Below are 21,111 nucleotides of genomic sequence, written 5' to 3' on the forward strand. Positions count from 1 at the left end.
TGCGGCCTCTGCCGTTTGAGGCCTCGCTGCGTTACTCCCTCCCCTTCAAGGGAGGGCCGGGGTGGGGATGGGGTTACGTTTCACCTTTCACCTTTCACGTTTCACATGTCTTCAAGCCGCCACCCGTCCGCCCAGCACCCCCACGATCCGGATCGTCTTGTTGTCCGGAATCTCGCTGTGCGAGAGCACCCGGAACTGCGGGATCGAGCGGCGCAGGAAGCGGCTCAGCAGCGGCCGCAGCTGGGCCGGCGTGATCAGCACGCTGTTCAGGCCCTGGTTTTCCATCTGTTCGGTAAGTTGGCTGGCCTGCTGCAGGATGGTTTCCGCCAGGCCCGGCTCGAGCCCGCCGCCGCGGCCCTGGCTGGCCTGCAGCAGCACCTGTTCGAGCCCCGGGTCGAGCGCGATGACCTGCAGCTCGGTCTCGCCGGGGAACAGCTGGTGGACGATGGCCCGGCCCAGCCCGACGCGCACCGCCGAGGTCAGCTCGTCGACGTCGGCGGTCTTGTTCACGTGCTCGGCCAGCGTCTCCAGGATGGTGCGCATGTCGCGGATGTGCATGCCCTCGTCGAGCAGGCCCTGCAGCACCTTCTGCAGCACGTTCAGCGGCACCACCTTGGGCACGATGTCCTCGACCAGCTTGGGGAATTCCTTGGACAGGTGGTCGAGCAGCTGCTGCACCTCTTCGCGGCCGAGCAGTTCGGCGGCGTGGCCCTGCAGCAGGTTGGAGATATGGGTGGCGACCACCGTGCTGGCGTCGACCACGGTGTAGCCGAGCGACTGCGCCTGTTCCTTCAGGTGGGCATCGATCCAGGTGGCCGGCAGGCCGAAGGTCGGGTCGGTGGTCGGCGTGCCGGGCAGCGGGCCGAGCACCCGGCCCGGGTTGATGGCGAGGAACTGGCCGAGGTAGGCCTCGCCCTCGCCGACGTCGACGCCCTTGAGCTGGATGCGGTAGGCGTTGGGCTTGAGCTCGAGGTTGTCGCGGATGTGGATCGGCGGCACCAGGAAGCCGAGCTCCTGGGCGATCTTCTTGCGGATGCCGCGGATGCGGCGCAGCAGCTCGCCGTCCTGGTTGCGGTCGACCAGCGGGATGATGCGGTAGCCGACCTCGAGGCCGACCGGGTCGACCGGCGCGACGTCGTGCCAGCCGACTTCCTGCATCTGCTGCTCCTGCGCCTGCTGGGCGGCCTGGGCCGCGGCCACCTGCTCGGGCGGGACTTCCTGCGCGCGCTCGCGGCTGCGCTTTTCGGTCCAGTAGGCGATGCTGGCGATGCCGGCCGCCATCATCAGGAAGGCGACGTGCGGCATGTTGGGAATCAGGCCGAACACGCCGATCACCGCGGCGGTGATGTAGAGCGTGGTCGGCTTGGAGAACAGCTGGCCCAGCAGCTGCTCGGACAGGTCGTTGTCGCCGACGCGCGAGACCACGATGCCGGCCGCGGTCGAGATGATCAGCCCGGGGATCTGCGCCACCAGGCCGTCGCCGATCGACAGCAGGGTGTAGGTCTTGCCGGCCTGGGCGAAGGGCATGTCGTGCGAGATCACGCCGACGATCATGCCGGCCACCAGGTTGATCACGATGATCAGGATGCCGGCCACCGCGTCGCCGCGGACGAACTTGGATGCACCGTCCATCGAGCCGAAGAAGTCGGCTTCTTGGGCGATCGTCTTGCGGCGGCGGCGCGCTTCTTCCTCGCCGATCAGGCCGGCGTTGAGGTCGGCGTCGATCGCCATCTGCTTGCCGGGCATGGCGTCGAGGGTGAAGCGGGCGCTCACTTCGGCGATCCGGCCTGCGCCCTTGGTGATCACCACGAAGTTGATGATGGTGAGGATGACGAACACCACGATGCCCACCGCGATGTTGCCGCCGATCAGGAAGTGGCCGAAGGCCTCGATCACCTTGCCGGCGGCCGCCTCGCCCTGGTTGCCGTTGGTGAGGATGATGCGGGTCGAGGCGACGTTGAGCGCCAGCCGCAGCAGGGTGGTCATCAGCAGCACCACCGGGAAGGCCGAGAAGTCGAGCGGTTCCTTGGTGTTGATCGACACCATCAGCACGATGATGGCGACCGCGATGTTGAAGGTGAAGAACAGATCGAGCAGGAACGGCGGCAGCGGCAGGATGAACAGCGTCAGCACCATCAGCACGAGGATGGGGCCGGCCAGCGAAGTCAGATTGAGACGAGAAAACATGGGGATGCGGCTGCCGCCTGAGTACGACTTGACAAAGCGGTTGCAAAAACCGCGCTTCTTCTTTGAATTATCTCATTTTTTTGGGTTTGTCACCTGCGGCGTGCAGTTTCGGGCGCGGCGTGGGCAAAAAGCCATGCCGGCGACGGCCGCGGCGGGACGAGCCGGCCGGCCGCGGCCGGGAGGCCGGGGAGTGCCTTCGGCGGGGCGGGCTAGGGGCCGGCAGCGGGCCGCTCAGGCCGCCGACCAGGTAGTCGTGCAGCGCCGGCGCCAGTTGTTCGACCGACTGCACCGAAGCCGGCCACAGCTGCGGGCTGTCCCAGTGCGCCAGGGTCTGCAGCAGGGTATTGAAGCCGAACACGACCCGCAGGCCCAGGCTCGCCGCGGGCACGTCGGGCCTGCTGGCGGCCAGCAGCGCGATGAGCCGGTGGGTCGCCGGGGTCAGCTCGCGGGTGATCAGCGGCAGGCCGTATTCGCCGGCGCTGCTGGCCACGCGCGAGACGAACTTCAGCTCGATCAGGCCGCTCGGGCGCGCCGCCATCGCCATCATCGGATCGAGCATGGCGGCGGCCAGCTCGGCCACCGGCACGGCGTCGGCCGGGTGGCGTTCCAGCAAGGCGTCCAGCCGCGCGCCGAGGGCCGCCACGTAGGGCTGCAGCGCCTGCAGCAGGCCGGCCTGCAACAGGCCCTCCATGCTGCCGAAGTGGTAGCTGATGGCCATCTGGTTGCGCGCGCCCGCGGCCTTGTTGATGACTCGGAAGGACAGGTTCTGCAGGCCGTGTTCCGCGATCAGCGGGATCGCGGCGTTGATCAACCTTTGCTGGGTTGATTGCGCATTGCGATCGGCGGAGAGGTCGCTGGTCTGGGCCAAGGTGGATCGGATCCGGAAAGTGCAGGTCCGCAGGTCCGGACCGGTGATGCGAATGGCATCGGGGCCGACACTGTATAGCAAAGCCGATCGGCCGCAATCGTGGCTGACCCGCTGCCTGATGCACTCAAGATTAATACGTCCGTATTGAAATGTATTCCAGAGTTGGCTAATGTAGCCGGGATATTTTTTTGCCCCACCCGGACCGCTTCATGACCCTGCGTACCAAATTCATCGCCCTCGTCACCTTGCTGCTGCTGTTGATGCTGGCGCTGGGCATCAACAGCATGGCCGGCCTGGCCGAGACCAACGCGCGCTTCGCCGACGCCTACCACGACCGCATGGTGCCGCTGACCCAGCTCAAGGTCGTGGCCGACATGTACGCCGTCAACGTGGTCGACACCACCCACAAAGCCAATCACCGGACGCTGCAACCGGGCCAGGCGCTGGAGCTGGTGCGCGAGGCCAAGGTCCGCATCGACCAGGAGTGGGCGGCCTACAGCGCGACCGAACTGACCGAGGAGGAGAAGGAGCTGGTGGCCGAGGCCAACGCCGCGCGGCAGAAGGCCGACGCGGCGATCGGGCAGCTCGAGGCGCTGCTGCAGGGCCAGGACGCCGCGGCCCTCGACGGTTTCGCCCGCAGCCAGCTGTATGCGGCGATCGACCCGGTCTCGGCGGTGGTGTCCAAGCTGGCGGCGCTGCAGCTGCGCGAGGCGACCCGCCAGTTCGAGGCGTCCCAGGCCGGCTATGGCCGGCTGCGCGCCTTCACCATCGGTTCCCTGCTGGTGGCGTTGCTGCTGGCGGCCGGGGTGTCGTACTGGGTGCTGCAGGGCATGTCGCGCAAGATCGGCGCGCTCAACGCCGTGATCGGCCGTGCGCGCGACCAGAACGATCTCACCTGCCGGGTGCAGGTCGACGGGCGCGACGAGATCGGCAGCATCGCGCAGGCCTACAACCGGCTGGCCGAGAACATGCAGGGCCTGGTCCAGGCCGCGGCCCGGGCGGTGGAGGAGGTCCGCGCCGAATCGAGCCAGCTGGCGGTGGCGGCCAACCAGGTGGCGGCTTCGACCCTGGTGGGCGCCGAGTCCACCAACTCGATGGCGGCGGCGGTGGAGCAGGTGACGGTCAGCATCGCCCACGTGGCCGACGGCGCCCAGGACGCCAACCAGCTCGGCGTCAGCACCCAGCAGCAGGCCCAGGCCGGCGCCGAGCAGATCCGCGCCACCATGGCCCGGATCGCGGCGATCGACGAGGCGGTCAACCTGGCGGCCGGGCGGGTCTCCACGCTGGGGCAGGACGCGGGCCGCATCAGCTCGGTGGTCGGGGTGATCAAGGACGTGGCCGAGCAGACCAATCTGCTGGCGCTGAACGCCGCCATCGAGGCGGCCCGGGCCGGCGAGCAGGGGCGCGGCTTCGCCGTGGTGGCCGACGAGGTGCGCAAGCTGGCCGAGCGCACCGCCCGCGCCACCGTCGACATCCAGGCCATGGCGGTGCAGATCGGCCAGAACAGCCAGCACGCGGTGGCGGCCATGCAGGACACCGTGACGCGCGCGCGCGAATGCACCGAGATGGCCGGCGAGGCCGGCCGCTGCATCGAGGCCATCACCCGGCATGCCAACGACGAGGCGCTGGCGATCGCCAATATCTCGTCCGCCCTGCAGGAGCACAAGTCGGGCACCCAGCTGATCGCCCAGCAGGTCGAGCGGGTCGCCCAGACCACCGAGGAGAACACCGCCGCGATCGGTGCGATCACCGAGACGGCGTCGATTCTGGAACAGCTCACCGGGCGCCTGCATCGCGACATCAACCGCTTTCAATACCGCTAAGCTGGAAGCGGCGGTCCGCCGGGCCGCCGTGCGCATCCCGCGGATGCCGACCGTTCCAGACCCTCATCCCGGCGTGCGCCGCCAGCCGCCAACGAACAGGTACCGATGCCTCTCACCCTGACGACCGTCGTTCCTGCTCCGCAACCGTCGACGCGGAGCCGCCCGGCCCGGTCGGGCGGGCCGGTTCCTGCCGCCGCCTGCCGCTTCCCCGCATCGATCCGATCCTTCCCATGTTCGCGCTGAGCCCGCTGCAACGAGATGCCCTGTGCGAGATCTTCAATATCGGGGTCGGCCAGGCCGCCAGCCTGATGAGCGACATGCTGGACGAGGAGATCCTGCTGTCGGTGCCGCAGCTGGCCTTCCTCGACATGGCGGCCGCCACGGCCGGCCTGGGCGCGCTCGGCCCGCGCATGTGCAGCGTGCGGCAGCCGTTCGAGGGCCCGTTCAGCGGCGACGCGGTGCTGGTGTTCCCCGAGGACAAGAGCATCGACATCGTCCGGCGCATGCTCAGCAAGGCCGTGCCGCTGGCTCACTTCACCGAGCTGGAGCAGGACGCGCTGACCGAGGTCGGCAACATCATCCTCAATGCCTGCATCGCCACCCTGGCCGACGTGTTCCAGCTGAGCTTCGACTGCGGCCTGCCCTACCTCGAGGTGGGCAGCAGCCGGCAGGCGCTGGGCGCCGCTCCGCTGGGCCACATGGTCCTGCTCCTGCATATCGACTTCGAACTGGCGCACTGCCAGGTCGACGGATTCGTGGTCTTCGTCCTCAACACCACCTCGCTGGACCGCCTGCGCCAGGCGGTCGACCGCTTCCTCGGCGAATTGCCGTCCTTGCCGCGCTGATCGCCATGCTCGCCGAACCTGCCCTCCTGCTGACCGCCCTGCTCGACAAACTCGGTACCGGCGTCTTCGTGCTGGATGCCGACCAGACCATCGTGCTGTGGAACCGCTGGCTGGAGGTGGCCTCGGAGCATCGCGCCGAGTCGGTGGTCGGGCGGCGCCTGACCGAGGTCTTCCCCACCCTGGCCGGCACCCGCCTGGTCGGCGCCATCGAAGCGGTGCTGCAGCGCGGCCTGCCGGCGGTGCTGTCGCCCGCGCTCAATCCCGCCCCGCTCGACCTGCGCCGGCCGAGCTTCAAGGACAAGGCGCGGATACGCATGCAGCAGAGCATCCTGCTGGCGCCGATCCGCGCGGGCGGGCGGCTGTATTGCCTGGGCCAGGTGCAGGACGTGACGGCGGCGGTGCAGAAGGAAGACCTGCTGCGCGAGCAGGCGGAGGAGCTGCGCCGGCTGGCCTACCTGGACGCGCTGACCGGCATCGCCAACCGGCGCCAGTTCGACGAGGCCCTGCACGAGGAATGGCAGCAGGCCGCCCGGCACGGCGCCGGCCTCGGCCTCTTGATGGTCAGCGCCGACGATTTCCGCCGCTACAACGCCTTGTTCGGCCATCTGCGCGCCGACCAGGGCCTGCGCCTGCTGGCCGACTGCCTGGCCCGGCAGTTGCCCGGCCTGGCCGACCTGCTGGCGCGCTTCGACGGCAAGCAGTTCGTGCTGCTGCTGCCCCAGGCCGACCAGGCCGGCTGCCAGGCCCTGGCCGACCGGCTGCTGGCGGCGGTGCGGGCGCTGGCGCTGCCGTTCCCGGACGCGCGCCACGGCGTGCTCAGCGTCAGCATCGGCGTGGCCTGCCTGCGGCCGACGGCGGACGGCGATGCGGACCGGTTGCTGCTGCTGGCGGAACGCGGCCTGCTGCTGGCCAGGCAGCGCGGCAAGGATCAATGGGCCAGCGAGACGAGCGGCGGCGTGGACCGCTAGCCCGTCCAACCAGGGAGGAAACGATGCTGGAAAACATGCGCGTAGCGAGCCGTCTGGGCTGGCTGGCCGGCGGCCTGACCGCCTTGATCATGCTGGTGGGCGGGCTGGGCATCCAGGGCATGCACGATGCCTACGCGGGCATGCGCAGTGTCTATCTCGACCGGGTGGTGCCGCTGCGCGATCTCAAGCGGATCGCCGACCTCTACGCGGTCAACATCGTCGATACCGCGCACAAGGTCCGCAACGGCAGGCTGGCCTGGGCCGAGGCGCTGGCCAACGTCCGCGAGGCCCAGCGGGGGATCGCCGCCGGCTGGCAGGCCTACCGCAGCACCGGCATGAGCGGCGAGGAGAGCCGGCTGATCGCCGAGATCACGCCGCTGCTGGAACAGGCCGACGCCGAGGTCGTCCGGCTGGAGGGCATCCTGCGCAGCAGCGACGGCGCCGGCCTCGACGATTTCGTGCTGAACCGGCTGTACCAGCGCATCGACCCGGTCTCGGCCCGCTTCATCCGGCTGACCGACCTGCAGCTGCACATGGCCGAGCAGGAATACCGGCGCGCGGCCGGCCGCTACGACCGGACGCTGCTGATCAATTCCAGCGCGATGGCGGCCAGCGTGCTGATCGCCCTGCTGCTGGGCGGCTTGATCGCCCGCAGCCTGCTGCGCCAGCTCGGCGGCGAGCCGGCCAGCGCGGCGAAGCTCCTGCAGGCGGTGGCGCACGGCGACCTGACGGTGCAGCCCCGGCTGCGTCCCGGCGACCGCAGCAGCATGCTGTACTCGCTGCAGCAGATGCTGGTCCGGCTGACGACGGTGATCGGCGACATCCACGAGACCGCCAACGTGCTGGCCGCGGCCTCGGAGGAAGTGGCCGAGTCGGCCCAGTCGCTGGCCCAGAGCGCCAGCGAGCAGGCCGCCAGCGTGGAGGAGACCAGCGCCGCGGTGGACCAGATCCATGCCGCCGTGCAGCAGAACGCCGAACACGCGCAGGCCTCGGACGAAATCGCCCAGGCCGGCCTGGCCGGCGTCGACGAAGGCGGCCAGGCGGTGCACCGGGCCAATGCGGCGATGCAGGACATCGCCGGCAAGATCGCGCTGATCGACGACATCGCGCACCGGACCAATCTGCTGGCGCTCAACGCCACCATCGAAGCCGCCCGCGCCGGCGCCGCCGGCCGCGGCTTCGCGGTGGTTGCCGGCGAGGTGCGCAAGCTGGCCGAGCGCTCGCAGCATTCGGCCCGCCAGGTCGGCACCGCCGCCAGCCAGGGCATGGCGATGGCCGAGGTGGCCGGCCGGCGCTTCGAGCAGATGCGCCCCGGCATCTACCAGACCGCCAGCCTGCTCGGCCAGATCAACCTGGCCTCGCGCGAGCAGTCGGCCGGCCTGGGCCAGATCAGCGGCGCCATCAACCAGATGGCCCAGCTGACCCACGTCAACGCGGCGTCGGCCGAGAACCTGTCGTCGACCGCCGAGCGGATGAGCGCGCAGGCGATGCAGTTGCGCGACCTGGTGGCGTATTTCCGGCTCGAGGTGCTGGAGGCCGGCGGTCTGCGGGTGTCGCCGGCCCGGTAGCGGCCCCGGCCGATGCCGCCCTACAGCTGCAGCCGCAAGCCGGTCCGCGCCAGCCGCGACACCAGCCAGACCACCAGCGCCGCATAGGCCATCGCCCAGGCGATGCCGAGCGCGCCGTAGCGCAGCGGCGCCGGGATGGCCAGGCCGGCCAGCGCCAGCGCGGCCTCGATCACGAAGGGCAGCAGGTAGGTGAGCAGCGGGTGGCTGGCCGCCGGCTCGACCCAGCGGATCCAGCCGGTGGCCTGGCGCAGGTCGACCAGCAGGTGGAGCGCGCCGAAGACCAGCACCGCGATGGCGGCGCTGATGAGGCACCAGCTCGGCGTGGCGTAGATCTTGGAGATGCCGAACCACGGCCGCAGCAGCCAGCCGGCCGCCAGCAGCGCGGCGGCGAAGGCGGCGGCTTCGGCCAGCCGGCGGCGGCTATCCGCCGGACGACCGGTGTCGAAGAAGATCAGCGTGCAGACCACGCCGCACAGCACGATCGAGCCGTGCGCGGCATGGTCGGGCTGGGCCAGCAGCCATTGCAGCGCCGGCGGCAGGCCGTCGATGCGGTTGGCCGACCAATAGGCCACGCAGGCGGCGATCAGGCCGATCAGCACGGCGACGCGGCCGCGGGCGAGCTGGTAGAGCAGCGCGGCGATCAGGTAGGACCAGCCGATCAGGCCGAGGATGCCCCACCACTGCGGCGTCATCCAGCCGCCGCCTTGTGGGCCGCCGCGGTAGAGCAGGGCCAGCAGCACGATCAGGCCGATGCCGGCCAGCCGCAGCGCCTGGCGCAGCGTGGCCGAAGCGAACGGCAGCGTGCCCCAGACCAGCAGCACGGCGGCGTAGAACAGCAGCGACCACAGCGCGATCGGGAGCGCCATCGCCGCGGCGTCGAAGCCTTCCTCGGCGTTGACCATGAAGAAGCCCAGCACGATCAGCGCGAAGGCGCGCGCGGCGATGTGGCGGTTCAGCCGCCAGGCGTCGTCGCCGCGGCGCAGCCGGCCGGCGATGGCGAACGGGATCGACATGCCGACGATGAACAGGAAGCAGGGGAAGACCACGTCGGGGAAGCTCATCGCGTCGGCGTCGGCCGGCATGTGCTTGAGCCAGGCCGGGATGCCGCCGACCGGGCCGAGCTCGTTGACGAAGATCATCACCAGGAAGGTGAGGCCGCGGAAGGCGTCGATGGACAGGCTGCGGCCGGCGGCGGGCGGGGTGAAGTGGGGTTGCATTGCGGTGGATCCGGAGTGGTGGCGGGTGCGATCGGTAGGCGGGAGTCTGTAGGAGCGGCTTCAGCCGCGAATGGCCGTCGGCGAACCGGCCACCATTCGCGGCTGAAGCCGCTCCTACATCGCTCCTACATCGTTCCTACCTGGTGCCTGCGTGGTACGGGCGTCGGCGCGGCGCTCACAGCGAGGCGCGCAGGCCGAGGAAGTACTGCCGCCCGTTGCTGTAGAAGGCGCGCGGCTGGTCGCGGTTGTCGCCGTAGTACTTGAGCGTCGGGTTGTTGAGGTTGAGCGCGTCGAAGGTCAGCGTGAAATGGTCGTTCAGCTTGTAGTTGAGCGAGGCCGCCAGGTTGCCGACGCCGGCGGCGTACTGAGTGGAGGCCCGGTCCAGCCCGACCAGGAAGGCCGAGCGCCAGGTGTAGGCCAGCCGCGCGCTGAAGGCCTCGTTCTCGTAGTAGCTCTCGAGGTTCCAGGTGTCGCGCGAGGAGCCGACCAGGCCGCCGCCCTGCGCATCCTTGCCGTCGGTATAGGTGTAGTTGGCCGACAGCCCGAAGCCGCCCGGCAAAGGCTGCTGCCAGCCGAGTTCGAAGCCCTGGTTGCGCGCGGCGACGTTGACCGGCGAGGTGATCGCATAGGCCTCGATCGCGTTGTGGTTGCTGCTGTTGGCCAGCATCCGGGTCGAGGTGCCGTAGCTCACGTAGGACGACAGGTCCATGTAGAACAGGCCGAGCGACAGCATGGCCTTGGGCGCGAAATACCACTCGAGCGAGGCGTCGTAGTTGGTCGAGCGCACCGGGTCGAGACCGGCATTGCCGCCGGTGCCCGAGTGGGTCAGGTTGTCGATGCTGGTGATCGCGCCGGCCAGCGAGCTGTAGTCGACCCGGGTCATGGTCCGCGCCACCGCCAGCCGGCCGACCAGCGTGGGCGACAGCTCGAAGCGGAAGTTGCCGCTCGGCAGCGCGTCGAGGTATTCGCGCGCCTCGACCGTCGGCGTGAAATCGCCGAAGTTGGGCGAGGACACCGGGGCGGGGCCGCCGGGCATGTTGTATTGCACCTTCTGCCGCGTCTGCACCAGCCGCAGGCCGACGTTGCCGCGCCAGTCCTCGCCGGCCAGGTCGACCATCGCATAGGCCGCCGCGGTCTTCTCGCGCACGCTGAACTGGCCGGGCCAGTAGCTCTCGGTGCGGCTGGCGTTGGCGCGCACATAGGCCTCGACCGCGTCGGGCCCGATCAGCCACAGGTCGCGCAGGAGGCCGGCGCCGCCGAAATCGCGGCCGTAGTCGGCCGGGTAGCGGCCGCCGTCCCAGGCGATCTCGCCGTGGCAGGCGGTCGGATCGTCGGGCGCGACGCCCCAGCCGCAGCCGCCGTTCTGCGGGTAATGCAGCTGGCGCTCGTGGTCGGCGTAGCGCAGGCCGAAGCGGGCCGCTTCCCAGATGCCGTCGTCGAGCTTGAGATCGGCGTCGAGATGGCCGTAGCGCTCCTGGTCGACCGCCTTGACGGTCGCGTACCACACGCCGAGCAGGCTCGAGGCGCGCTGGTCGGCCGGGTCGGCGCCGGGGAAGCCGATCCGCGTGGGCGAGGACAGGCCGTCCATGGCATAGCTCAGGCCCGAGGCCGGCAGCAGCGATTCGTAACCGAGGTCGCCCGGCGTCGAGCCGAGGCCGCGGGTGGTACCGAGCTTGCCGCCGAGGGTGAGCCGGTCGCTCGCCTTGTACTTGCCGTTGAAGTCGGCGTACCAGGTTTCGGAGGCGGCGCCGGGCCGGTACATGCTGTCGGCGAAGCCGGCCGGCAGGTCGGCGGTGGCCGGGAACTCGGCCGCCACCAGCGTGCCGTTGCGCACCGTATAGCGGTGCGGCGCGATGCCGGCGTCGATGAACTGCTGCGGCGCGGCCAGGTAGCTGTGGTCGTAGTTGGTGGCCGACATGTGCGAGTAGAAGCCGTTGAAATCGAGCGTCAGGCCGGCGAAGGGCTTCAGTTCCAGGTCGACCACGCCGCCCTGGCGCACGCGCTTCTGGGTGAAGAGGTTCGAGTTGATCAGCTGCGGATAGAGCACGTCGGCGAGGTCCGGGTGGGCCGCCACCAGCGGGTTGGGAATCTGCCGGCCGGGGTTGTCCGGGTCGTCGACCATGGCGTGGATGCGGTCGTAGCCGAGGAATTCCTGCGCATCGCGGCGCTCGTGGCGGGTCTCGGAGAACAGCTGGACCAGGATGCCGAGATCCTTGGCCTCGCTGCGCCAGTTGAACAGCGCGTTGAGCTGCGGATCGCTCTTCTTCGGCAGCGTCGAATGGATCGCCTGCAAGGACACTTCGGCGGTGAACGGCTTGGCGAAGCCCAGCGGCCGCCGCGTCTCGATGTCGACCGCGCCCGAGACGCCGCCCTCGACCAGGTCGGCGGTCTGGCTCTTGTGCACCTTGATGCGGCCGACGATCTCGGACGGCAGCAGCGCGTAGCTGACGCTGCGGCCCATCGCCTCGGTCTGGCTCAGCACGAACCAGTCGCCGGTGCCGACGCTGTGGCCGTTGATCAGCGTCTGGGTCAGGCTCGGGCTGGTGCCGCGGATGCTGACGCGGTCGTTCTCGGAGAAGCCGCCTTCGCCGCCGGCCATCGAGCTGATGTTGACGCCGGGCACGCGCTGGATCGCGTCGGCCACGTTCTTGTCCGGCAGCTTGCCCAGGTCCTCGGCGGTGATGACCTCGAGCACCGAGCCGGCATTGCGCTTCTGGTTCAGCGACTGCTCGCGCGAGGCGCGGATGCCGGTGACGACGATGCTGGTCCCCTCGGCCGCTTGTGCGGCCTTGGGCGGGCTGGCGGCGTCGGTATCGGCGGGCCTGGCCTTGGCCGGCGGGGCGGCGGGCGGCTCTTCGGCCCGGCCGGGCAGGGCGGCGCTCATCAGGGCCAGTGCGACGGCCGCGGCGATCGGGGTCGGTTGAATCCTCACATCGTTTCCTTGTCGTGTGATGGTCGGGCGGTCCGGATCGCCCACGCCGCCGCCTCGCGGCGCGGCATGGGCGGGACGGCGCGGCTTACTTCAGTTTCCACAGGGTCGGTGCGGCGGCCGGGTTCCAGCCGGCGCCGACGTAGGGCGTATGCGTCACCAGCGCGACGTAGTTCTTGCCGCCGTAGCTCACGCAGGTGCCGGCCGTGTAGACGACGCTGTTGCTTTCGGCCCAGGCGGCGCAGCTCGCCGGGGCGTCGGGGTGGGGGTCGGGACGGGCGTGGGTGTCGGGGCGGGTGTCGGCGTGGGCGTCGGTACCGGGGTCGGGGTGGGCGACGGCTTGGGCGTAGGTGCGGGTGTCGGGGTGGCCGTCGGAGTCGGGGTAGGCGTCGGAGTGGGAGCCGGCGTTGGAGTGGGCGTCGCGCCCGCGCCCGGCTGCTGCCACAGGCCGGCCGCCGCGATCATCGACAAGAGGCGGATCGAATCGCCGTAGTAGTCGTTGCTCGGGCCCTGGGCGATGCGGGTCCACAGCGCGTTGAGCCAGGCCTGGTTGCTGCCGTCGATGGCGGCGCTGACGGCGAACGGCGCGGCGAAGGCCATTTCGAAGTCGCTGCTGATCGCGGTGCCGTTGAGCTCGTAGCCGCCGACGATGCGGTTCGGGTCGCCGGCGGTGGCGGTGGTGCGCACCCAGCTGTTCAGCTTCTGCAGCAGCGCCAGCGCGCGGGTGTCGCCGTTGATCAGGTAGTCCAGGCTGAAGCGCCACGGCACCCGGCAGTTGTTCCAGCTGTACTTGCCGTCGGTGTCGGCCTCGAGGAAGTTGGCCGGCGCCGGCTTGTAGCCGCTGCCGTTCTTGACCATGAAGTCGGGCAACAGGCCGGTGTTCGGCGCATAGCCGCGGTAGACGCTGTCGGCGATGGCGTAGGCCTTGTCGAGCACCTGCTTCCAGCGATCGTCGCCGGTCGCCGCGTAGAAGGCGCGCAGATGGGTGAACATGAAGTCCGAGCCGCGCGTGCTGATGCCGTAGGTGGGGTCGCTGTCCGCCACCCAGTCGCCGAGCTTGAGGGTGAGGTCGGTCTTGTGGACGGTCTTGTCCATCAGCGCGTTGATGGTCTTCTTCGCCTCGGCGAGGTAATTGATGCTGCCGGCCGAGCCCATAGCCTGTCGGCCAGCAGGAGCGCGTAGGCGGCGTCGAGGTCGCCGTCGGTGGCCGAGTCCGAGCCCTCGGTGTCGACCAGCGCGCCGCCCGACAGCTTCTGCGCCCAGGCCATCATGGCCGGGCTGTTGACGCTCGGATGGGCGCGGTAATAGCGGTAGAGCTTGTCGAAGGTGGTGCGCGCGCCGCTGTCGCGGCCGGCCATCTGGGTCACCGCCACCATGCCGAAGCCCTGGCCTTCCGAGGTCACCTGGATGCCCGAGGACGAGCCGAACCAGATGTACTGCCGATTGGCGTCCTTCGGATCGGTGCGCACGTAGCGGCTCTTCCAGGCGCTGTAGGCGGCGTCGACCTGGCTCTGCAACTGGCTGGCCGTCACGTTGTTGGGCGCGATGGCGCCGCTGACGTAGGCGATCGACAGCAGCGGTGCGGCCTGCGTCTGCACCGCGGCGGGCAGCGCGCCGACGGCCAGCAGCAGCGACAGGGCCAGCGGCCGGAGCCGGGCGGGGTGGCGTTTCAGCATGATGGATGGTCTCCTCGTGGGTGTAGTGGGGAGGCCGGAACCGCCCGCCGGATCGGCATGGCGGCGAGCTCCGGGCCGCCGCCAGCTTCGGCGCCGCGACTTTCGCCCACAAGCGGCCGGCCCGGCCGGTTTCACCGGAGCGCAGTGCGGAAATAATATAATCAATGACTTGGGTGTCGATTCGGCGGTCCCGGATTTCACGGATGACACGCCGATGACACCCAAATGGCATGGATTTCAGGCCGTTCCGATGCCACATTGAGCGGGATGCCGACGAGCTGGACTTACAATGGTCAGCATGGTCGACCGATCCGATACGAGGTCAGGATGAGGAACGCGGGGTGTGGCCGGCAGTGCCGCCGGCTGGGTCTGTGGCTGGCGCTGCTGCTGTCGGCGCTGGTCGTGCGCGCCGCGCCGGAGCGGCCGCTGCTGGTCGGCTACTACGCCTTCTGGACGCTCTACCAGAATCAGAACTCGCTCGAACAGCTGCCGCTCGGCCAGCTCGACTACCTGGTCTACGCCTATGCCCGGCCTCGCGCCGATGCGACCGTCGTGCCGGGCGACTACGTGGCCGACCTGAGCTTCGCCTACGGCGGCGAGGACGGGCCCGGTTCGCTGCGCGGCACCTACGCCAAGCTGCGCGAGCTCAAGGCCGGCCATCCGCGGCTGCGCACCGTGCTGTCGATCGGCGGCTGGCTGTGGTCCACGCCGTTCCCGATGCTGGCGGCCGACCCGGCGCTGCGCGCGCGCTTCGCCCGCAATGCACTCGACTTCATCGACCGGCACGGCTTCGACGGCATCGAGATCGACTGGAAATACCCGGTGGTCGGCGGCGCCGTGGGCCTCGCGCCGCGGCCGGACGACCAGGCCAACAAGGCGCTGCTGCTGCAGGATCTGCGCCGCGCGATGGACGAGCGCGGCGCCAGCAGCGGCCGCCGCTACGTGCTGGCCACCACGCTCGGCGTCAACGGCGTGCAGCTGGCGCCGCCGCTGAGCCGCGACGAGGTGGCGCCGGTCGATTTCGCGGTGGTGTCGGCCTACGACTTCCACGGCGACGACCCGCGCCGCGCCGGCCACAGCGCGCCCCTGTACGGCCGCGACGCGGCCGACCCGCGCAGCGTCGACTTCGCTGCCCGCGAGCTGGCGCGGCGCGGCGTGCCGGCCGCCAAGCTGGTGCTGGCGCTCGACCTGGAGGCGACCAGCTGGATCGGCGTGCCGCCGGCCGGCCACGGTATCGGCCAGCCGGCCGGCGGCATGCCCTTCGGCAGCTGGGACGACACCGAGACCGGCCCCACCGGCGCCAGCACGGTCGCCGAGGTGCAGCACATGCAGACCGACCCGGCCTATGTCGAACACTGGGATGAGCAGGCGCACGAGAGCTCGCTGTACCACGCCGCCCGGCGCCAGTTCGTCACCTTCGAGAGCCCGCGCGCGGTGGCCGACAAGCTGGCCTGGGCCGATCGCGCCGGCTATGCCGGGGTGGCGCTGTGGCAGCTCGGCAGCGACGCGCCGAGCGAGCGCAGCGTGCTGCGGCAGGTCTACCGCCACTATCACCCCTGGCGCGGCGGCTTCGACCGGCTCGGCCTGGCCTGGCAGGGTCGGCCGGCCTGGCTCGATCCGCTGCTGTGGGCGCTGGCCACCGTGACGGCGCTGGCGCTGGGCGCCGGCTGGCATCGGCGGCGGCGTCTGCGCGAGGCATCGCAGCGCGAGGCGGCGCTGGCCGCCGACCTGCGCACGCGGCTGTGGCTGCTGCTGCCGCTGCTGGCGCGGCTGCAGGCCGAGCTGCGGCCGGATTCGGCGCGCGAGGGCGTTCCGTCGCGGCCGCGGCTGCCGGCCTTCGTCGATGGCCTGGGCCGCCAGCTCGGCCTGGTCGAGCGGCAACTGGCGCCGCTGGCGCTGGCGGCACGGCCGCCGCTCGAAGGCGAGCGGATCGAGGAGGGGCCACCGTCACCGCCGCCGTCCGGCGAGGCGCCGGCTCCGGCCGAAATGCGGCCGGCCGCCGGCCGCACGCCGCAGCTGGTCGAGCGGCTCGAAGGCCTGAACCGGCTGACGCTGGCGCTGGGCGAGCAGCGTAGCGTCGAGAAGATGCTGGAGACGGTGATGGCCTTCCTGGCCGAGGAGGCGCGGGTGCGCGGCGTGGCGCTGTTGCACGGCGGCGAGGTGGTGCAGCGCGCCGGCGACTGGCCGGCCGAGCCGGCCGACGACGGAGCCGAGGCCACGGCCGGCGGTGTGCCGCTGCGGTTCAGCGCCGACCGGGCGCAGGCCTGGCTCGGCACCGAGCTCGACGCCGACAGCCGGCTGGCGGTGGCCTACCACGCTCCAGCCGACGCCGAGGACGAGGCGCTGCTGCGCCACCTGCTGGCCCAGATCGCCGTGGTGCGCCAGCACCTGACCGAGCTGACGCGGCAGCCGCACGTGCTGTCCGAGCTGTACGAGATCGCCTCGCGCCGGGACAGGCTGCTGTTCATCCGTGCCGACAAGGGCTACAGCGGCATCCACTGCCAGGACGGCGCCATGCCGCTCTACGTCACGCTGCGGCTGCGCACCATCCGGCTGTACTTTCCCGACGAGATGCTGCTGCAGGTGCACCGCTCCTACCTGGTCAATCCCAAGCGGGTGAGCAAGGCGGAGTACAAGGGCAAGGGGCAGTACGAACTGCGCATCGGCAAGGAGAGCGTGCCGGTGCGGCGGCAGTATCTGGGACGGTTGCGGGAGCTGTATCCGGCTTGGTTCGAAGAGGTGTGAGGTAGGGAAGAGAGAAGGGGAAGGGGGAAGAGAGAAGGGGGAAGGGTCACCCCCATCCCCTGCCTACGCCGGCCGCCCCAGCCCTCCCTTGAAGGGGGAGGGGCAGGCAGCAAAGTATCCACGGCCTGCGATCGTCATGAGGTCGCTACACGGCTCCCTCCCCTTCAAGGGGAGGGCTGGGGTGGGGATGGGGTGACCCTTCCCCCTTCTCTCTTCCCCCTTCCCGCTCTATTCCTCGCCCCCGGATCCAGCTCCGCCGGCACCGGCAGCGCCGTCGACAGGCTCGGCTCCGCCCCGCCGTAGCGGCGGAAGTGGTTGAGCTGGAAGATATAGGCCAGCACCTCGGCCACCGCGGTATAGAGCGCGGTCGGGATGTCCTCGCCGAGGTCGGCGTGGTGGTACAGCGCGCGGGCCAGCGGCGGCGTGCGCAGGATCGGCACCTTGTGCTCGCGGCCCAGCTCGATGATGCGCTCGGCCAGCAGGAAGGAGCCCTTGGCCACCACCTTCGGCGCCTTCATCTTCTTCTCGTCGTACTGCAGCGCCACCGCGTAGTGGGTCGGGTTGGTGACGATCACGTTGGCCTTGGGAATCTCGCTCATCATGCGCTGGCGCGCCGCCTGCATCTGCAATTGGCGGATGCGGCCCTTCACCTGCGGATCGCCCTCGGATTCCTTCATCTCCTGCTTGACCTCTTCCTTGGTCATGCGCAGGTTGCGCTTGTAGTCCCACAGCTGGAACGGCACGTCGATCGCCACGATCAGCGCCATCGAGCCGGCCACGATGAGCAGCGTGGTGCGCGCCAGTTCCCACAGGTAGCTCAGGCCGCTCAGCGGCGACATGGCGACCAGCTGGAGCAGTTCGTCGCGGTCGGACCACAGCGCGATCACCGCCACCCCGCCGATCAGCGAGGACTTGAGGATGGCCTTGACCATCTCGACCAGGCTGCGCACCGAGAACATGCGGCCGATGCCGGACATCGGGTTGAGCTTCTCGAACTTCGGCGCCAGCGATTCGAAGGTGAACAGCCAGCCCGACAGCGAGATCGAGGCGATGATGGCCGCCACCACGGTGGCCGTCATGATCGGCAGCACCGCCATCAGCGCGTCGCTGGCGGCGGCCGACAGGTGCTGCAGCATCTGGTCCGGGTCGCCCAGCGTGGCGCGGTCGAACTGCAGGTTGCCGCTGACCACCCGCTTGAGCGTATCGAGCAGGCTGGCGCCGAAGCCGATCACCGAGCCGATGCCGGCCATCAGCACCGAGAAGGTGACGAGTTCCTGCGAGCGCGCCACCTGGCCGCGGTTGCGCGCTTCCTCCAGTCGTCGGGGACTAGGGTCTTCAGTGCGTTCTAAATCGCTATCTTCGGCCATGTCCTGGTTTTAGCGCCTGGGATGAACGATGGCTAGCATCGATCCGGCCACGCAGCCGGGCTGCCCGGCGCGTATCGATCGATTTCGGAGCCGATTTCACCGCCGTGGACGCCGAGGACACGGAGGAAAGCGAAGCGGGCCAGTGTTTGCCGTACCCTACCTCAGCGTCCTCCGCGGTGAATGTTTTTGCCGTATTTACTTGGCGGCGCGGATCTCGGCGCCGAGCTGCTCGCGGCTGACCTTGACCAGGTCGGCCGGCCGCTGGCGGATCATGTCGGCGTAGCGGGCCTTCTTCTTGACCTGGAAGCGCTCGACCAGCAGCCAGCCGGCCAGCCGCGCGGTGGCGCGCTTGTCGCCGGCGTAGAGCGCCAGCGTGTCGGCGCTGCCGTCGGCGAGCTTGTCCTGCAGCGCGCGGAAGTCGGTCTTCAGCGCGGCGCGGGCCTGGGCCAGCTCTTCGGCGCTGAGGTCGAGATAGGCTTCGAGCGGGCGGCCGGGCACCACCGTCCTGAGCGCCTGGGCCAGCACGCCTTCGGCGATCACCTGCTCGGCCAGGTTGCGCGGCTGCGCGCCCCAGCCTGCGCTCTTGGCCAGGATCGCGCCGCCCAGCACGCGGGCGGTCGGCAGCGCGCGGGCAGCGGCATCGACTTCGAGCGGCAGGTAGACGTTGAGCGCGTCCGGCTCGGCGCGGCTCCAGACCTTGCCCTCGAAGGCGCCGACGTAGGTGACCAGCCGCAGCGACATCGGCTGGCCGAGGAAGAACTGCTTGGACAGCTGGTCGATCAGCGTGGTCGGCTCGCTGGCGATGCCGTCGAAGCCGGCCTCGATGCGCGGCAGCGCGGCCGCGTAGCGCGGCCAGGCCGCCTCGAGCGCGGCGCGGGCGGCGGCTTCGTCGGGCTGGGCGCTGAAATCGTAGTCGCGCTTGAACAGGCGCCAGCGGCGGTCGCCTTCGCTTTCGACCGGCGCGTTCGCGTCGGCAGGGGCGGGAGCCGGCTTGCCGGCCGTTTCGTAGAACTCGAGGAAGCGCGGCGACAGGTCGCGCACCTTCACGTCGAGCGCGACGCTCTGTTGCTGTGCGGCCGGCTTGGCGGTCGCCGCTTGAACGGTGGGCGCGGACAGGCCGATGGCGGCCACCAGGGCGGCCAGTACGATTTGACGCATGGGGACTCCGTTGCTTTTTTGGAATGCTCGTCCGGGACCGGGCGAAGTGGCCGGCATTCTACCGAGGTCACCCCTGCCGCGCTGCATCCGGATGCCTGGCAGGGCGCAAATATGTAGCGAAATGGAACGGGACTACGATAGGAGGCTTCACGCCCGAGGAGGGCATGAAGCCCGGCTTGCGGCGACCGGTGGCCTGAACGCTTTGCCGCAGCGGATTCGGCCGCGAGCGAATTTGCGCCAAGTCGGTTATTCGCGGCTGAAGCCGCGCCTGCGAAGTGCTAACGCGCGCCGGCGAGGCTTCCCCGCGGCGGCGGGGACGGGAGGGGTGGGGATCGATCAGGAAGGGCCGCTGCGCCAGCGTTCACGAACGATGAGCGCCAGGGTTGCCCTGGCGCCTGCACTGCGGATGATGCCCGCGCAAATGGCGGCGATGCCTTACAGGCCCGCGATCCGGTTGCGGCCCGATTGCTTGGCGACGTAGAGCTGCGCATCGGCGCGCAGGAACAGTTCGTTCTCGGTGCGGTGCGGCGGGAAGCTGGCCAGGCCGCCGCTGAACGAGAAATGGCGCTCGTCGCCGGGCTCGACCTCGAACACCAGCTCGCCGAAGGCCTGCCGCATCCGCTCCAGCCGCTCCATCGCGGCCGCTGGCGGGCAGTTCCACAGCAGCATCACGAATTCCTCGCCGCCGAAGCGGCTCAGCAGGTCGTCGGCGTCGACGTGGGCCTGCAAGAGCAGCGACAGCCGCTTGATCACGATGTCGCCGAAGTAGTGGCCCCAGGTGTCGTTGATGGTCTTGAACTTGTCGATGTCGATGATCGCCAGCGACAGCGGCAGGCCGTCCTTCTCGGCACGCCGGATCGCCTCCTGCGCGCGGGTCTGGAAGCCGATCTTGTTCAGCAGGCCGGTGGCGCGGTCGCGGCTGATCAGGCGCTTGTTGACGCGGATCTTGTCGATGCGGTTGAGCAGCTGCCGCGTCAGCACGTCGGCCTCCTGCAGCAGCAGGATCTCGTCGAAGCCGCTGTCGATCGCGCGGCGCGCCAGCGAGCTGTCGGGCTTGCCCTGCAGGAGCACGATCTCCAGGCTCGGATCGGCCTCGATGTTCTTCTTCAGCACGCGGGCGACCACCTCGGTGCGCTGGTAATGGCTGTCCTCGATCACCACCACGTCGGGCCGCAGCTGGCGCACCAGCAGGTGCAGCGTCTGGGCGTCCTCGTGGCGGACCAGCTCGACCCGGCGGTCGGCCAGCCGGGCCGCGTCGAAGCGGGTGTAGTCGCCGAGGTAGATCACCCGGCTCGCCTCGTCGCGCTTGTTGGCGGCGAACAGGTTGAACAGCTTGTCGACCAGGATGTCGTTGGCGATCGGCTTTTCGGCGTAGGCCAGGCAGTTGTGGTCGACCAGCATCTTCTGCAAGAGGAAGCGGCCGCTCTGGCGTTCGGTCTGCAGGTAGACGTAGCGGCGCGCGTCGGGCAGGCGCTTGAGCAGGTCGCCGAGGAACATGGTGCGGTTCTGGTCGTGCTGCATGTTGTACAGCACGTCGAGGTCGACCACGAACAGGTCGTCGGGCTCGGCCTGGCCGACCGCGATCACGAAATCGGCCATCTGGTCGAAGAACTCGATGTCGAAGTCGTACTTGTGGGCGCAGAGCAGCAGCTCCGCGCGGTTGTCCTTGATGAAGAAGGTCTGGGCGAAGTAGCAGACCTTCCGTTTGAATAGCGCGTCTCTGTCCGTCACGATCGTTTTCGTCCGCCATGCCGTGCCGC

Annotated in this window: 15 protein-coding genes and 1 pseudogene; 6 read left to right on the forward strand and 10 right to left on the reverse strand. The window is 69.8% G+C overall.

Translation table 11 applies throughout. The features are described from left to right. Positions 1 to 111: 111 nt before the first annotated feature. Together flhA and H9L41_RS07795 are read right to left on the reverse strand one after the other, a co-directional pair. Positions 112 to 2,187 carry a flagellar biosynthesis protein FlhA gene (gene flhA, locus H9L41_RS07790; protein WP_028446432.1) on the reverse strand — a complete coding sequence of 692 codons (2,076 nt, stop codon included), beginning with the start codon at positions 2,185 to 2,187 and terminating at the stop codon, positions 112 to 114. A 67-nt stretch (positions 2,188 to 2,254) separates the two neighbouring features. Then, positions 2,255 to 3,055 (reverse strand): TetR/AcrR family transcriptional regulator, encoded by an 801-nt coding sequence (locus H9L41_RS07795; protein ID WP_187523746.1) that lies wholly within the window; start codon positions 3,053 to 3,055, stop codon positions 2,255 to 2,257. Between the two features lie 209 nt (positions 3,056 to 3,264). On the opposite strand from H9L41_RS07795, the gene H9L41_RS07800 reads away from it, so the two are divergent. The 5 genes and pseudogenes from H9L41_RS07800 (at position 3,265) to H9L41_RS26420 (ending at position 8,259) form a co-directional block, all read left to right on the forward strand. After that, on the forward strand, positions 3,265 to 4,878 hold the full coding sequence (locus H9L41_RS07800; protein WP_028446434.1) for a methyl-accepting chemotaxis protein: 1,614 nt from the start codon (positions 3,265 to 3,267) through the stop codon (positions 4,876 to 4,878). Between the two features lie 230 nt (positions 4,879 to 5,108). Then, entirely contained in the window at positions 5,109 to 5,723 is a 615-nt protein-coding gene (locus H9L41_RS07805) for a chemotaxis protein CheC (RefSeq protein ID WP_028446435.1), read from the forward strand. A gap of 5 nt (positions 5,724 to 5,728) precedes the next feature. Beyond that, the gene (locus tag H9L41_RS07810) at positions 5,729 to 6,691 is read left to right on the forward strand and encodes a GGDEF domain-containing protein (RefSeq protein WP_051319048.1); all 963 of its coding nucleotides are present in this window, start codon (positions 5,729 to 5,731) and stop codon (positions 6,689 to 6,691) included. Between the two features lie 35 nt (positions 6,692 to 6,726). Continuing rightward, positions 6,727 to 7,161: pseudogene (locus H9L41_RS26415) on the forward strand (Tar ligand binding domain-containing protein); the annotation flags it as partial. Positions 7,162 to 7,479: 318 nt separating this feature from the next. After that, positions 7,480 to 8,259 (forward strand): methyl-accepting chemotaxis protein, encoded by a 780-nt coding sequence (locus H9L41_RS26420; RefSeq protein ID WP_444542007.1) that lies wholly within the window; start codon positions 7,480 to 7,482, stop codon positions 8,257 to 8,259. Between the two features lie 20 nt (positions 8,260 to 8,279). Here H9L41_RS26420 and H9L41_RS07820 read toward each other — a convergent pair whose 3' ends face one another. The 5 genes from H9L41_RS07820 to H9L41_RS07835 all read right to left on the reverse strand — a co-directional run bounded on the left by H9L41_RS07820 (position 8,280) and on the right by H9L41_RS07835 (position 14,081). Continuing rightward, positions 8,280 to 9,476 carry a DUF5009 domain-containing protein gene (locus H9L41_RS07820; RefSeq protein WP_028446437.1) on the reverse strand — a complete coding sequence of 399 codons (1,197 nt, stop codon included), beginning with the start codon at positions 9,474 to 9,476 and terminating at the stop codon, positions 8,280 to 8,282. Between the two features lie 175 nt (positions 9,477 to 9,651). Then, positions 9,652 to 12,408, reverse strand: coding sequence for a TonB-dependent receptor (locus tag H9L41_RS07825; RefSeq protein ID WP_028446438.1), 2,757 nt, complete (start codon positions 12,406 to 12,408; stop codon positions 9,652 to 9,654). Positions 12,409 to 12,493: 85 nt separating this feature from the next. Beyond that, a complete protein-coding gene (locus tag H9L41_RS26090; RefSeq protein ID WP_373282102.1) occupies positions 12,494 to 12,598 on the reverse strand; it encodes a carbohydrate-binding protein in 105 nt (34 codons plus the stop codon). After that, positions 12,595 to 13,560 (reverse strand): glycosyl hydrolase family 8, encoded by a 966-nt coding sequence (locus H9L41_RS07830; RefSeq protein WP_187523747.1) that lies wholly within the window; start codon positions 13,558 to 13,560, stop codon positions 12,595 to 12,597. Before H9L41_RS07830 ends, H9L41_RS26090 begins: the two co-directional genes overlap by 4 nt. Beyond that, positions 13,500 to 14,081: a glycosyl hydrolase family 8 gene (locus H9L41_RS07835; protein ID WP_187523748.1), complete on the reverse strand. Its 582-nt coding sequence runs from the start codon at positions 14,079 to 14,081 to the stop codon at positions 13,500 to 13,502. Before H9L41_RS07835 ends, H9L41_RS07830 begins: the two co-directional genes overlap by 61 nt. A gap of 327 nt (positions 14,082 to 14,408) precedes the next feature. Between H9L41_RS07835 and H9L41_RS07840 the strand changes: the two genes are divergently transcribed. Then, positions 14,409 to 16,826, forward strand: a complete 2,418-nt coding sequence (locus tag H9L41_RS07840) for a glycosyl hydrolase family 18 protein (RefSeq protein ID WP_028446439.1) — start codon at positions 14,409 to 14,411, stop codon at positions 16,824 to 16,826. Between the two features lie 164 nt (positions 16,827 to 16,990). Here H9L41_RS07840 and flhB read toward each other — a convergent pair whose 3' ends face one another. The 3 genes from flhB to H9L41_RS07855 form a co-directional block, all read right to left on the reverse strand. Continuing rightward, positions 16,991 to 18,193, reverse strand: coding sequence for a flagellar biosynthesis protein FlhB (flhB, locus tag H9L41_RS07845; RefSeq protein ID WP_187523749.1), 1,203 nt, complete (start codon positions 18,191 to 18,193; stop codon positions 16,991 to 16,993). 195 nt (positions 18,194 to 18,388) lie between these two features. After that, a complete protein-coding gene (locus tag H9L41_RS07850) occupies positions 18,389 to 19,351 on the reverse strand; it encodes a hypothetical protein (protein WP_028446441.1) in 963 nt (320 codons plus the stop codon). 435 nt (positions 19,352 to 19,786) lie between these two features. Next, positions 19,787 to 21,082, reverse strand: a complete 1,296-nt coding sequence (locus tag H9L41_RS07855; protein WP_034607081.1) for a GGDEF domain-containing protein — start codon at positions 21,080 to 21,082, stop codon at positions 19,787 to 19,789. Positions 21,083 to 21,111: the final 29 nt, after the last annotated feature.

It is taken from the genome of Chitinimonas koreensis (assembly GCF_014353015.1).
Classification (GTDB): domain Bacteria; phylum Pseudomonadota; class Gammaproteobacteria; order Burkholderiales; family Chitinimonadaceae; genus Chitinimonas; species Chitinimonas koreensis.

Excerpts from the sequence above, each read along its gene's own strand:
- flhA (WP_028446432.1), bottom strand. The coding sequence starts at position 2,187 with ATGTTTTCTCGTCTCAATCTGACTTCGCTGGCCGGCCCCATCCTCGTG.
- H9L41_RS07800 (WP_028446434.1), top strand. The coding sequence starts at position 3,265 with ATGACCCTGCGTACCAAATTCATCGCCCTCGTCACCTTGCTGCTGCTG.
- H9L41_RS07805 (WP_028446435.1), top strand. The coding sequence starts at position 5,109 with ATGTTCGCGCTGAGCCCGCTGCAACGAGATGCCCTGTGCGAGATCTTC.
- H9L41_RS07810 (WP_051319048.1), top strand. The coding sequence starts at position 5,729 with ATGCTCGCCGAACCTGCCCTCCTGCTGACCGCCCTGCTCGACAAACTC.
- H9L41_RS26420 (WP_444542007.1), top strand. The coding sequence starts at position 7,480 with ATGCTGGTCCGGCTGACGACGGTGATCGGCGACATCCACGAGACCGCC.
- H9L41_RS07820 (WP_028446437.1), bottom strand. The coding sequence starts at position 9,476 with ATGCAACCCCACTTCACCCCGCCCGCCGCCGGCCGCAGCCTGTCCATC.
- H9L41_RS07830 (WP_187523747.1), bottom strand. The coding sequence starts at position 13,560 with ATGGGCTCGGCCGGCAGCATCAATTACCTCGCCGAGGCGAAGAAGACC.
- H9L41_RS07835 (WP_187523748.1), bottom strand. The coding sequence starts at position 14,081 with ATGCTGAAACGCCACCCCGCCCGGCTCCGGCCGCTGGCCCTGTCGCTG.
- H9L41_RS07840 (WP_028446439.1), top strand. The coding sequence starts at position 14,409 with ATGAGGAACGCGGGGTGTGGCCGGCAGTGCCGCCGGCTGGGTCTGTGG.
- flhB (WP_187523749.1), bottom strand. The coding sequence starts at position 18,193 with ATGGCCGAAGATAGCGATTTAGAACGCACTGAAGACCCTAGTCCCCGA.
- H9L41_RS07850 (WP_028446441.1), bottom strand. The coding sequence starts at position 19,351 with ATGCGTCAAATCGTACTGGCCGCCCTGGTGGCCGCCATCGGCCTGTCC.